Here is a 13,119-nt window from a genome sequence, read left to right as displayed (position 1 = left end):
AAACTAAGATCAATCAGCTGGAGAATGTGTCATGTATCCACTATAACAGGGTTAAGTAAGATCAAGAGGCAAAGACCTCAAGCAAGTTTTTCTTTGAAGTAGTCTACCCAGGGAATTTTAGCCGGATCTAGACCATAATCCATAGCTTGGTAGAAAGTCAGATATCCACCAAATGCAAGCATTCTCATAAATTCAGCTATCTTCGATTCACCTCCTACTGATATACTCACAGTACTGGCGTTATTCTTTTTTACAACTTCATCAGTAAGCAAAAAACGCTTTTTAATTCTCTCTGAATAATGTTGTGAGTTAAAAAATACAAAATATGGCTTATTTTTCTCTGGATACAACAGTCCTTCCATAAGGTGATGGTTAAGTTCTGGAATCAGAGCATACATTGCAAATTGTTTTGCTGTTTCATTCGTTTGGTTTCTCATAATGTGTATATTGCCACTTAAGTGCTCTGCTCCAATGTAAAGAAGATATTGCTGTCTAAACATATCTACTAAAGCCGTCGCTTGCTTAGATAAGTCTGCCATACTTTCTCTTAGTCCCTGAATGCTGTCTTTAATATCCTTATCATTTACTTGTATTAGTCCCATTTTATATAAAATACCAATTGTGCCTAGGAGCATATATCCCTGACCCATTCGAGGTTGCCCAGCTGGATTATGTTTAGGATCAAAGAAATATCCTGTTAAATTATTAGTCGAAGATATATTTTTAAGCTGGCCACCACTTGAAATAAAAGTAAGTTTTGCTTTTCTTTTTAAAGCTTCCTGTGCACCACTTACTGTCTCCTCGGTAGATCCAGAGTAAGATGAAGCAATTACCAGTGAGCGCTCATTTACGAAGTTAGGTAGTCCATAGTCGTTGGATAAAATAAGAGGAACCTTTAGCTGATTTCCAAAAAGAGACTGGACAACATAAAAACAATAGGCAGATCCTCCCATTCCTGCAATTACAATATTATCTATATCTCTATATTTATCTCCATAATCTAAGCTTTGAATATCTTCCCAAGTTTGAGTAAACTGGTCTGGCAACTCCTTTAGTGATCCAAATGAATTCCCTTTATCGTATTTTATTATTCTTTCTTCTAGATTCATTACATAAATGCGTGAATGTTTACACCCTCATCAAACTTTATTTGGTCATATTTCTTTAACATTGTTTCAATTTGTGTCTTCATTTGGTCATAATCTTCCTGGTGTTTAGCCTCAAACTTTATAGTTATGTATGGTCCATTCTGGGATGCGCGAATAATAAGCATCCGATCTTCAGTATCCATTCGCACTCCATCAATAGTAACATATTCTGCATCCGGATAGAGCTTCCTAATATCTTGTTGGATTTCGTTCTCTATTAGCTTAAATTTAATGTTATCAGCCAAACCCAACTTAATCTCAGGACTTGAGATATACTGGGGTAATTCAGCTACAACCTCCGCTAACGATTTCTCTCTCCTAGTCAAATACGCCAATATTCTTAAAGATGCAATCGCTCCATCATCGTGTCCATAGAAGTTATCCATAAAGAAAAAGTGACCAGATAGCTCACCACCAAATGGCGCCCCAATTTCTCTTACCTTTGCCTTAATAAACGAATGTCCTGTCATCCAGATCACCGGCTTTCCACCATCAGATACGATCACTTCTGAAACTTGTTTTGAGCAAAGCGTATTAAACACTATTGATGACCCTGGCATAAACTCCAAAACATCACGAGCGAAGATAGATACCAATGTATCATTCCACAACAGGTTACCCTTATTATCCACTATCCCTACTCGGTCACCATCTGTATCATATGAAAAACCCAAATCTGCTCCTTCTTTAACAACATCCTTAGCTAATCTTTCCAAATGCTCACTTTCAGTAGGATCTGGTGTTCCTGTTGGAAAATTTCCATCTGGCACTGTATTTTTCTCTACCACCACACACCCTGCCATCCGGAGTATCTCAGGTAAAAATGGCCCTGTGCTACCACTTAAGGAATCCACGACTACTTTAAATTTACCAATTGTATGCGGTGGAACTCTTCTAAATAAATCCTCCATATACTCCTTGAACACATCTTTCTCTATATGTTCACCTTTTTTATCTAGCTTCTTAAATTTTCCTTTTTGTACAATATCTTTAAAAGCAATTATTTCCTCCGTAACCATGGTCTCTGAAAAACCAGTTCCTAGCTTAAAGCCGTTGTACTCTTTTGGATTGTGGGAAGCGGTAATCATCATTAGACCCTTGCTTCGGAAATAATAGCTAGCCCAGTATGTCATCTGGGAAATAGTCATTCCAATATCATAAACTGTTATTCCTGACTCTATTAGCTCTCTAACGACGATTTCATGTATCCTGGGACTAGATAGTCTGCAGTCTCTTCCAAGAATAGTATCGTAAATTCTTCTACCAATCAGATAAGTTGCATAGCCTTGGGCAATTGCCACAACATTCTCATTGGTAAGTTCAGTATTCGCAAGTCCACGGATATCGTATCCACGAAAGATGTTATCTGGTACTTTCATATGATGTATGAAAATATTACAATTGCGAGAGCCAGATGTCAAGTGTTTGCTTTAAGCTTAAATTTGCTTGACCACTTTTCTGCTGGTAGTCAATATATAAAATTTGCTTATATAGTTTTTTTAATCTCTCTTGCCCTATCGAACTTGCCTGAGCTTTAAACTTACCTATCATCCAGCTCTGTAGACTTGCTGTTTCCTTAATAGCTGCATCAACCCCATTATGAGAAATTAGCAATAATAACCTTAGCTGCCTAACTAACATAAAATACACAAGCTCAACAGGCATTCGACTAGTCGTTTCATTAAATAGCTCAAGTACTTCGCCTTTACTAACAGCCCCGACTACCTCCACCAGCTTGAATAACACTTTTGGGTAACTATATTCTTCTAACCTTCCCTTCTTTTTTACCCATCCTAACTTTCTGGCGTCCATTTTCTTGCCTTCCCAAATAAAAAGGTCACTTTCAAACAAGCCTTTCTTTAGATAATCTAAAACATTTTTATCAACTCTTCCTGAAATTATATTCTCAACTACAACAACTCTTTCCTCAGCAAACAAAGAACTAGATTCAAGAGCTTGTTTTATAGTTGTTAAATTAACCTCTCTCAACTTAACCACTTCTTTATTTCCTGCTTCTTGGATCAGCTCACTAAGTCTATTTCTTGACTCTAACTGGTTATCTCCGTGAATAAATCTAATCATAAGTTTTTCTTGAACAGCTTATATAATTTATCAACTTCACGATGGCCCACAGTCATATATCTGCCCTTATGAGGTCTTAGTGCTCCCGAGAAAGTTTTAGGTATATGTAATAACTCGTGTATAAGGATTTTTGTCTGATCATCATAGGAAATATTGTCAAATTTTTCAGATAAAACCTCTATTACATAGCAGGATTTGATCTTAAGGGCCATCTGCCAGATTCTCGGCATGCTCCAGATTCTCGCTCTAGCATTTGCTTTGGACTTATGACTTCTAAAGCAAAAAATCCTATCCGGATTAATATACTCGATTGCCAAAGTCTTTATAATATTCTCAAGTCTAACCTTAATATCCACCGCTTCCTCAAGTTCCATTGATGCAATTATATGCTATTCAAATAACAATCTGTTATCATTTAGTTATGACTAGATTTATTCATAGAGGGTTTACGCTAATAGAATTATTGGTTGTAATAGCTATTATTGGTCTGCTAGCTGCTGCAGGACTGGCTGTATTCTCTAGTGCGATGGAGAGAGGAAGAGTAACTCAAGGAATTAGCCACGCTAGAGAAATTCGGGACATGGCTCTGAGGTACCAAATAGATACAGGAATATGGCCACCAGACTACCGATTAACAACAGCGCTTAATCCATTTACTACAGACATAGGTGTTGCCGGCTGGGATGGTCCGTATGCAGGAAAGTGGCAGGACGCGCACACCTGGGGAGGTCACATCGGCTGGATAGGTGGCTATGATCTGGATAGTGACGGTATTCTCGAGGGTGCAGTTGTCTTTGACGACGATGCTCCAGGCACAGACTCATCAGATAGCACAGGAGCAATTCCAGTGTAAGTTCTATAATCATGATAGATAAAATTCTTGATGACGGAGCCTTAGACACAGGCTTTGTCAGAGGAAATGGACTGGGCTTTGGTGCCGCAGCGGGAGAAATAGTCATCTGGTTCGGAGAAAACTAACAGCTTACTTTTTCACACTCCAACCTTAATATCTACGGCCTCTCCTAAATCCACGTAGATATTATCTACTATTCAAACGCAAGGTACCGATGATATAATTATCTGTTATGCAAAACGTACTTAATGTCCAAAATCTGACAAAAGTGTACAAGCCTACTGAAAAAAAAGGCAAACCTTTCTGTGCAGTTAATAAAATTAGTTTCTCGCTCCAAGATGGTGAGATATTAGGATTGCTTGGACCAAATGGAGCCGGCAAGTCTACCACAATTGCAATGTTATTAGGTGTACTTACTCCTACCAGTGGGGAAATTAGTTATTTTGACAAGGATTTTGCACAAAGCCGCAGTGAAATTCTCCAGTCTGTCACCTTCGCTAGTACATATATTAGCTTCCCCTGGAGATTATCCGTTTGGGAAAATCTTAAAGTTTATGGCAGGCTTTTTGGAGTAACAGGAGCAACATTTAATGACCGCACTACACGCTTCCTCAAGTTCTTTGGAGTTCTTAATCAAAAAAACAAAACCATGAATCAATTATCTGCTGGGCAAATTACTCGTATTATGTTGGCAAAAGCTTTTATTCCACATCCCAAAATAGTTCTCCTAGATGAACCAACTGCCTCCCTTGACCCAGACATAGCTCATCAAGTTAGGCTTTTTATTAGGAAGCAACAGGAAGAATTTAGAACGAGTATAATCTACACTTCACACAACATGGAAGAAGTAACTGATCTTTGCGCCAGAGTTGTCTTCTTAAAGCAAGGCAATATAATAGCTACTGATACACCTGAAAATCTTGCTAAAACCATTACCACTTGCAAAATGCATCTTGTTATTAAAGATGGACTTAAAAGAACAATTAATTTTTCAAAGGAACAAGGGTTAGAAATTGAATCAGACAATCGTGAGGTAGCTATTACTCTAGAAGAGACCCAGATCGCTGAATTCCTATCTAAGCTTGCAAAGTCTGGAATTCAGTATACCCAGATAAGCATAGATAAGCCAACACTAGAGGATTATTTCTTAGCTAAAAGTATCTAACATGAAAATTTCACTAACTAGAATCTCAGGACTAGCTCTTCGACACCTTTATCCGCTAAAAAGAGACTTTGATCTTCTATCAGACATGATCTATTGGCCATTGGTAGATATTGTGCTCTGGGGAGTAACAAGTCAGTGGTTATCATCTACTTCAGGCACCCAAAACCTAATTGTTGCAATACTTCTAGGTCTGGTGCTCTGGAATGTAATCTGGCGATCCCAAGCAGAAATATCTCGAAATCTCATGGATGAGATATGGAATAATAACCTCGTAAATATATTCTCTACCCCACTTACGGTATTGGAATGGATTATCACAGTCCTCCTGCTCTCAGTCGGTAAAACATTCATAACATTAGCATTCATAATCCCAGCCGTTCTTTTTCTTTATACTGTTAATGTCTTAGTGCTGGGTTGGTGGTTACCAATTTTTTACCTACTTGCTTCCATAACCGGCTGGAGTATCGGATTTATCTCTGCTGGAATAGTGCTCCGCTGGGGACCAAAAGTACAAACTGTAATCTGGACTTTACCAGGTTTTCTTCTGCCACTTAGCGCAATATTCTACCCAGTAGATAAGCTACCTACATTTATTCAACCAGTCAGCTGGATGATCCCCACAACATACATCCTAGAATCTATGCGAGAAATCCTGAATGGTCATTTTGTTCCAGTTCATTATATTCTAGCTAGCATCGTACTAAACATAATCTGGTTATCAGCAAGTATCTGGTATTTTAAGCGAAGCTTTACTATCAGCAAAGACCTCGGCCTAAATAGGTTTAATTAGAGAAATGGGGTCAGCCACCATTTTTTTGTAGCAATCTACCCAGAAGAGTCGCATCAATTTTTACTTTAATTTGATATACTATACAAAAGAGATGCTTAATAAAAGATATAAGCAAATTATCATCCTACTTGGAATAAGTACCCTTCCTTTATACATAGCAGTTTATCTGCTAAATACCCAGCTACACCAGGCAAAACTTGAAGCTAGTTATCTTGTGCAGGATGTAATAGATGGAGACACATTCATGCTTGATACACAGCTTAAAGTTAGACTTGCTGACATAGACACCCCAGCCCTAGGACTATGCTTGGGTGATAAAGCTAAACAAAGACTTGAGGAACTAGTAGAAGGAAAACGTATAAGACTAATGGACCAAAGACGCGACTCAAACCAACGTCAATTAGCACTGGTTTATGAGGACGGCAAGCTTATAAACGAGATACTTGTCAAAGAAGGCTATGCTCGTGTTGATAGTGAATATACCAGCGAAGCTAAAAGGTTGAGGCAAATAATGAACGTAGCCAAGGATCAAGAACTTGGAATTCACGGAAAATGTACTCAAAAAACCTCAACAAGAGAAGGATGTTTAATTAAAGGAAATATAAGCTCAAGAAATGCAAGTGCAAAGCTATATTACTTCCCAGGTTGCTCACCATATAATAACACTGTAGTAGAGCTAGATTTGGGTGAAAACTGGTTTTGTTCAGAGAAAGAAGCAGAGCTAGCTGGCTTTACAAAAGCTGAAAATTGTTACAACAAATCCTACAAAAAATAAGAATCTGTGGCGTGTACGGGATTCGAACCCGTGGTCTCTACCTTGAAAGGGTAGCGTCCTAGGCCACTAGACGAACACGCCATGTACTCATTTTTTGTGGGTCGCCTTAAAACTCGCCTGTCCGCCGACCGGCGGAAACCCAGAATCAATAGCTTAAAGTCCGCCAGCTGGCGGATCTGCCAAACGAGCTAGCGACCCCACAACTCCAATATTTGTGGGTCGCCTGGGACTCGAACCCAGAACCAATAGCTTAAAAGGCTACTGCTCTGCCATTGAGCTAGCGACCCATTGAGTTCAAATTATAACACGTTTAATGAACTCTCTGCCTCTATAAGTCTTTAACTGCTTCTCTCTTGTAACCGCTTCCATTCTAGATTTATACATTTCCGCGTATACTATCACCCAAGGTCCCCTGTTTTTATAAATGTAACCACTTTTCTTGGAAGAAAGGCTCTTATTATGCCTTTTTAAACGACTGGCAGGATCTATTGTTTGACCAATATACTTCTTACCTGTAGATATGTTTCTAGCAACGTATACATAGAACATAGCTTAAAGTCCGCCAGCTGGCGGATCTGCCAAACGAGCTAGCGACCCAAACATAAGCTCATTTTACTAGAGCACCACACCTAAATCAATAAGCTATCTCTAAAAGAAGACTACCTAAATACCGTCTCGTGCCTGAGACACTTTTTTTGCTCTCTCAATTAATGCTTTTTGTGCAGCTTCAGTATTTTCTGATTTACCTTGCCACACATCTAATGCTTCTCCCTGCAGCGCTCTTCCAAACGAATAACTTAATTCCCATGGCTGATCTCCTCTTGAGTTAATTGCTGCCAAATGCGCAGTTGCACTATCCGGAGATAAACCCCCTGATAAAAATACTATTCCTGGTAATTCATCTGGTAAAACTTCCTTAAAGACTGCTAAAGTTGCCTCTGCTACTTCCTGAGACGTCGACTGTATATCTCCATCAAGGCCAGTTGCTATCATATTTGGCTTTAAAAGCATTCCTGGAATATGTACCCTATACTTATTAAGCTCCTTAAACACTATCTGTAGTGTTTTTTTTGTTATTTCAGCGTGCTCCTCAATTGTGTGAGTTCCAGTCATTAGAACCTCTGGTTCCACAACGGGAACTATGCCTGCTTCTTGTGATAAAGCTGCATATCTTGCTAGTGCATGAGTATTAGCATCTATACACGCGTCGGTTGGAATGCCGTCTCCCAGTTCAATAACAGCTCTCCATTTGGAAAAACCAGCTCCCAATTCACTATATTCAGCTAATCTTTCTCTCAAACCAGTTAAACCCTCAGTTATTTTTTCACCAGGATAGAAAGCTAAATCTTTTGCCCCCATATCTACTTTAATACCAGCGATTATGTTTTTATCACTCAAAATCTCAATCAGTTTCTTTCCAGCATCTGTTTGTTGTCTTATTGTTTCGTCAAAAAGAATCACACCGCTAATATAGTTCTCAATTCCAGAAGCTTCAAACAAAAGTTGTCTGTAGTTTCTGCGGCTATCTTCAGTAGACTCCACATTAATGCTATCTAATCTTTTTTTAATGGTACCAGAGCTTTCATCTGCTGCTAAAATTCCTTTACTCTTTGCTACTATTTTTTTTGCTATATCTTCTAATTTCTGTTTATCCATGTTTACTTTTGATCTACCTCCTTCCATAATTCAATATCTCCCTTACTTCCTACATAAAATGGTGTTCTTTGATGAACTTTTGTAGGGATTATATCTAAAATATCTTCATCACCATTAGTTGCTCTCCCCCCAGCTTGAGTAACTACAAACGCTATAGGATTGCATTCATAAACAAGTCTTAACTTTCCGTCAACATTTTTACTATCAGCTGGGTATACGTATATTCCTCCATATAATAAATTGCGATGAAAGTCCGAAACCAAAGATCCAATGTATCTTGCTTTATATTTCTTACCTTTCAGAAGTTCAATATATTTTGTTAACTTACTATCCCAATTTAGCGAATAACTTTCATTAATACTATATACAATGCCTTCCTCTGGGGTTTTAATGTTTTCATGTGATAGTATAAAATCGCCAGTATCCGGGTCCTTGGTAAAGCCATTTACCCTACTACCTGTAGAATACACTAGCATTGTGCTCGACCCATATAGGAAATACCCTGCCATAACTTGCTCACTCCCCTTTTGCAAGAAATCAACCTCACTAACCTTATCTCTACTTATTCTTTTCAAAACTGAAAATATACTACCTACGCTAACATTTGCATCAATATTGGAAGATCCATCCAGTGGGTCAACACTTACTATATATTGCCCACTATTACTATAGTCCACAACACCCTCGTTTTCCTCAGAAGCATACCCTGCTACAGCTCCAGATTTGCCTAGCTCTTCTTCAAATACTTTATTAGAAAACTCATCTAATTTTTTAACTTCTTCACCTTGAACATTTACCTCTCCCGTTAGACCTAACAAATCTATCAAGCCAGCTCTATTTATATCTTTAGCTATTTTTTTGCCAGCCATAGCTAAACTTTCAATAACCTGAAAAAGTTCGCCATCATTCTCCTTGGAATAAACCTGAAGTGTTTGTACGTTCATACTACAAAACAAAGTATACCATATCATTTAGAGCTATGTGTGTTAAAATAACAAAATAATGGATGATGATAAGTTTGGTTTGCGTATAACAATACTCATTATCATAGTAGTTATTATTGGGGGATTATATATAATGAAAAAGAATACAAATACAGACAAACAGGTGGATATTGGTCTCAGCGTACCTCAAGCAATCTCTGAATCACAACCAGTTTCCACAAGCCCAGATGACTCCAATACCGCAGTCGTTACAGAATTACTAGCAGAAGATATTGTAGTTGGCAGTGGTGCGGAAGCAACTTCCGGAGCTACAATTTCTGTACATTACACTGGAAGACTACTTAATGGAACCAAGTTTGATAGTTCACTGGATCGAGGAGCTCCATTTAGCTTTACTCTTGGCGTAGGCCAGGTAATTCCAGGATGGGATCAAGGGGTTCAGGGTATGAAAGTAGGAGGAACGCGCAAGCTAACAATACCTTCAGATCTTGCATACGGAGAGACTGGTCAAGGGCCAATTCCTCCAAACTCACCATTACTCTTTGAAGTAGAACTCTTAGCTGTAGAATAATTTACCTTATTTCTTTTTTGCTGTTTTAGCAACTTTTGTAGATTTAGCTTTCTTAACTATTTTCTTTTCTTCAACAACTTTTGGTTTAATATATGTAGCAGATTTTCCCGTGCGGGTTCGAAGGTACCCTAGCTTCCCTCTTCTTACTTTACCTTGGCTTACAATTTCAATACTTTTTAACCAAGGTGAAGAAATTGGAATAATTCTCTCAACTGCAACATTATAACTTGCAATTTTGCGTATAGTAAACGATTTCGTTGCACTTCCACCTTTAATTCCTACCACGATCCCTTCAAATGGTTGAATACGTTCGTGAACTTCTTCCTTTACTTCTCTTTTTGCAGTACCAACCTTTTTTACTCTCTCTATAATTTTATAGTTAACCCTTATGGTATCTCCTACTGCAAACTGAATATCATTGTGCTGTGCAAATATTGACATGATTGACTGATTTTATCATCACTGGATTGACATGTCTATGAGAAAAGCTTAATATTAGCGCGATGACAAGATACAAAGACATAGAAGGCTTTGAAAAAAAGGATCCATTTAAGCAAGGATTCATAGATCTTCTCAATGCAACGCAGCATAATTTAGCAAAAAATAAGATTAATATAGTTACTGAAAGTCTGGGGGAGCCCGCAGCATTATTGGATTTTAAAGATTACGACTTCTATCTCGCTTTTAAAACAGACGGTATCGGCACCAAAAGTCTTATTGCAGATAACATGGCTCAGGATATACGCTCTGATAAGAGAAAATTCAAAGGTCGAATTTCAACACTGTATCAAGGACTAGGAATAGATCTTATTGCTTCCAATATGAATGACATGATCTGCCTAGGTGCAACACCAATCGCCTTATCTGATGAAATAGCAGCGGGTAATTATAAAAAATTCACTGACAAGGAATTCATTTCTGGATTATTCAAAGGATTACGTAAAGGCTGCATGGAGGCAGGAATAGCTATTCCCAGTGGTGAATCACCTACTTTGACAGATATAATATCGCCTAAGACATCCAGTATCACTGGTTCTGCCATTGGTATGATTAAGCCTAAATCAGCAGCAATTTTTGGTAAAAAACTGAAATCTGGAGATAGAATCTATGCACTAACAGCTAGTGGAATTCATACAAATGGCTTATCTCTCGCAAGGCGTATAGTTGAGAAACTGCCTCAAGGATACTTTACTAGGTTCGGCAATAAGACGCTTGGAGAAGAGCTGCTAAAACCAACTCAAATCTACGTAAAACCAGTTCTAGAGATGCTGAAATCAGGAGTAGATATTCACTACATGAGCAATATTTCCGGTAGTGCATTCAGAAAAGTCATGCGCAATAAAAAGAGCTACACCTACTTAATAAACAAGCTGCCAAAAAAGCCTCGCGTATTAGCTTATATGCAGGCGCTAGAAAATATGTCAGAAGAGGAAGCTTATGAGACCTGGAACATGGGATTAGGGTTTGTTATCTTTGCACCAACAGATGTAGAAACCAGAATGAGTCGTATCTGTAAAAAACATAAAATTAATCTTCTTAATATGGGATACGTAAAAAAGGGCAAAAAGCAGGTTATCATCGAACCAAAAAATATAATCTACACTCCCTAAAACCCACTCCTGGAGTGGGTTGAGTTGACACCTAAGGATTATTAGCTAAATACTTAGCTACATTTTCTCTAATTCTATCTTCTATTGGGTAGTCAAATAGTTCAAATTTTTCACCTGTTTGCTTCTCGTACACATCTATATATCTCTGTGCCAAGTCTATAGTTAGCTCTTCTGGCATTTGTTGTGGCTCTCCTGTTCCCTTATAACCAAGTTTAGTGGTGTAATAGAGCCTTAAGAATTCCTTGTCAAAGTTATCTGGTTCCTCGCCTTTACTAATTCGCTCCTCATAAGTATCTGCAATCCAGAAGCGCGAAGAATCAGGCGTATGCATCTCATCAATCTGAATTAACTTGTCTTCATAGATTCCAAACTCATATTTAGTATCTACTAGTATTAATCCACTTTTTTTACATACATCCGAACCAAGCTTAAATAATTCTAAGGCCACCTTCTCCATCTGGAGATACTGCTCTGTAGGTATAATTTGCTTGTCTAGTATCTCAGCTCTAGTTAGTCTCTCATCATCGTGGCTACCACTCTCGGGATCAGGATGAGTTGTAGGCGTAAGCATTGGTTTAGAAAGTTTTTCATTCTTATTTAAACCATTTGGAAAGTCTATCCCATAAATATTTCTCTCACCCTTTTGATAAGAATGCCAAATAGAGGTAATGGTCACTCCACTCATATATCCCCTAACAACCATCTCGATAGGTATGGGTTTACAGTTTTTAGCGATCATCACATTAGGGTCCGGAATTGCTATCATGTGGTTAGGAATAATATTCTGCGATCTATCAAACCAAAACTTAGACAGCTGATTTAATACCGCTCCCTTGTATGGCACTAATCCTAAGTTATAGTTAAATGCAGACTGGCGATCTGTTGTAATCAAAATACGCCTATCTCCTAATATATAAAAGTCCCGAACTTTACCAGAATGTTTGCTACCCACACCTTTAATATTTACTGTTTCTAAAATATTCGGAATCGAATCTTGTATTTTACTCATACTCCTTAAACCCTACCCTCTCTAGTCTTTCTGCTTTTACAAGAACTTCATCCTCTTGGGCTTTTCTAAATTTCCCAATCAAATTATGTAGTTTTTTATCTCCAGTTGCAATAATTTGTGCCGCTAAAATACCCGCATTCTTTGCCCCATTGATTGCAACTGTTGCAACCGGTATACCTTTTGGCATTTGCACAATTGAATATAGTGAATCAATACCGTTCAGTGTACTTGTCTTAATAGGAACCCCTATTACTGGTAGTGTAGTTATGGCAGCAGTCATTCCAGGTAAGTGTGCCGCTCCTCCAGCTCCAGCAATTATTACTTTTATATTGCGCTTTGCAGCACCTGCGGCATACTCAGTCATTCTACTTGGTGTTCTATGCGCAGAGACTATAGTTAACTCATACCCTACTCCCAACTCTTCTAGCACAAGTGCTGCCTCTCTCATTACGAGAAGATCTGAATCACTTCCCATAATTATTCCTATTAAGCAAGTTTTTTTACTTTTCATTATTT

The 13,119-nt window shown here is 38.2% G+C and carries 16 protein-coding genes and 2 tRNA genes; 6 read left to right on the top strand and 12 right to left on the bottom strand.

The genetic code is table 11. The features are described from left to right. Positions 1-77 precede the first annotated feature (77 nt). The 4 genes from CO050_02915 to CO050_02900 are packed head-to-tail and all read right to left on the bottom strand — an operon-like array spanning position 78 to position 3,604. Positions 78-1,109: a hypothetical protein gene (locus tag CO050_02915; GenBank protein ID PJC31510.1), complete on the bottom strand. Its 1,032-nt coding sequence runs from the start codon at positions 1,107-1,109 to the stop codon at positions 78-80. Next, positions 1,109-2,527, bottom strand: coding sequence for a phosphomannomutase (locus CO050_02910; GenBank protein PJC31509.1), 1,419 nt, complete (start codon positions 2,525-2,527; stop codon positions 1,109-1,111). The genes CO050_02915 and CO050_02910 overlap by 1 nt, the downstream gene beginning before the upstream one ends. Positions 2,528-2,543: 16 nt before the next feature. Beyond that, positions 2,544-3,230, bottom strand: a complete 687-nt coding sequence (locus tag CO050_02905) for a hypothetical protein (GenBank protein ID PJC31508.1) — start codon at positions 3,228-3,230, stop codon at positions 2,544-2,546. Further along, positions 3,227-3,604, bottom strand: a complete 378-nt coding sequence (locus tag CO050_02900; protein ID PJC31507.1) for a metallopeptidase — start codon at positions 3,602-3,604, stop codon at positions 3,227-3,229. The genes CO050_02905 and CO050_02900 overlap by 4 nt, the downstream gene beginning before the upstream one ends. A 2-nt stretch (positions 3,605-3,606) precedes the next feature. On the opposite strand from CO050_02900, the gene CO050_02895 reads away from it, so the two are divergent. From CO050_02895 to CO050_02880, 4 genes are all read left to right on the top strand, one after another. Next, the gene (locus CO050_02895) at positions 3,607-4,083 is read left to right on the top strand and encodes a hypothetical protein (protein ID PJC31506.1); all 477 of its coding nucleotides are present in this window, start codon (positions 3,607-3,609) and stop codon (positions 4,081-4,083) included. 232 nt (positions 4,084-4,315) lie between these two features. Next, entirely contained in the window at positions 4,316-5,248 is a 933-nt protein-coding gene (locus CO050_02890) for a hypothetical protein (protein ID PJC31505.1), read from the top strand. Position 5,249: 1 nt separating this feature from the next. Further along, entirely contained in the window at positions 5,250-6,038 is a 789-nt protein-coding gene (locus CO050_02885) for a hypothetical protein (GenBank protein ID PJC31504.1), read from the top strand. Positions 6,039-6,129: 91 nt separating this feature from the next. Further along, a complete protein-coding gene (locus tag CO050_02880; protein PJC31503.1) occupies positions 6,130-6,813 on the top strand; it encodes a hypothetical protein in 684 nt (227 codons plus the stop codon). 7 nt (positions 6,814-6,820) lie between these two features. On the opposite strand, the gene CO050_02875 is transcribed toward CO050_02880, so the two are convergent. The 5 genes from CO050_02875 to CO050_02855 form a co-directional block, all read right to left on the bottom strand. Next, positions 6,821-6,894: transfer RNA gene (locus CO050_02875), tRNA-Glu, on the bottom strand. Positions 6,895-7,025: 131 nt separating this feature from the next. Continuing rightward, positions 7,026-7,100 (bottom strand) — tRNA-Lys (locus CO050_02870). A gap of 7 nt (positions 7,101-7,107) precedes the next feature. Next, positions 7,108-7,362 carry an endonuclease gene (locus CO050_02865; protein PJC31502.1) on the bottom strand — a complete coding sequence of 85 codons (255 nt, stop codon included), beginning with the start codon at positions 7,360-7,362 and terminating at the stop codon, positions 7,108-7,110. 114 nt (positions 7,363-7,476) lie between these two features. Continuing rightward, entirely contained in the window at positions 7,477-8,469 is a 993-nt protein-coding gene (locus CO050_02860; GenBank protein ID PJC31561.1) for a fructose-bisphosphate aldolase class I, read from the bottom strand. Between the two features lie 2 nt (positions 8,470-8,471). Then, positions 8,472-9,440, bottom strand: coding sequence for a class 1 fructose-bisphosphatase (locus tag CO050_02855; protein ID PJC31501.1), 969 nt, complete (start codon positions 9,438-9,440; stop codon positions 8,472-8,474). A 106-nt stretch (positions 9,441-9,546) separates the two neighbouring features. Between CO050_02855 and CO050_02850 the strand changes: the two genes are divergently transcribed. Continuing rightward, positions 9,547-9,984 carry a peptidylprolyl isomerase gene (locus tag CO050_02850; GenBank protein PJC31560.1) on the top strand — a complete coding sequence of 146 codons (438 nt, stop codon included), beginning with the start codon at positions 9,547-9,549 and terminating at the stop codon, positions 9,982-9,984. Between the two features lie 6 nt (positions 9,985-9,990). On the opposite strand, the gene rplS is transcribed toward CO050_02850, so the two are convergent. Next, entirely contained in the window at positions 9,991-10,425 is a 435-nt protein-coding gene (rplS, locus tag CO050_02845; protein ID PJC31500.1) for a 50S ribosomal protein L19, read from the bottom strand. Between the two features lie 62 nt (positions 10,426-10,487). Here rplS and CO050_02840 point away from each other — a divergent pair, with 62 nt between their 5' ends. Further along, positions 10,488-11,594, top strand: coding sequence for a hypothetical protein (locus tag CO050_02840; protein ID PJC31499.1), 1,107 nt, complete (start codon positions 10,488-10,490; stop codon positions 11,592-11,594). A gap of 31 nt (positions 11,595-11,625) precedes the next feature. On the opposite strand, the gene CO050_02835 is transcribed toward CO050_02840, so the two are convergent. Continuing rightward, entirely contained in the window at positions 11,626-12,603 is a 978-nt protein-coding gene (locus CO050_02835; GenBank protein ID PJC31498.1) for a phosphoribosylaminoimidazolesuccinocarboxamide synthase, read from the bottom strand. Beyond that, a complete protein-coding gene (purE, locus tag CO050_02830; GenBank protein ID PJC31497.1) occupies positions 12,596-13,114 on the bottom strand; it encodes a 5-(carboxyamino)imidazole ribonucleotide mutase in 519 nt (172 codons plus the stop codon). Before purE ends, CO050_02835 begins: the two co-directional genes overlap by 8 nt. Positions 13,115-13,119: the final 5 nt, after the last annotated feature.

It is taken from the genome of Candidatus Roizmanbacteria bacterium CG_4_9_14_0_2_um_filter_38_17 (assembly GCA_002788855.1).
GTDB lineage: Bacteria > Patescibacteriota > Microgenomatia.
Note: the sequence above shows the minus strand (reverse complement) of the source record. Positions and strands in the feature narration are given on the sequence as shown.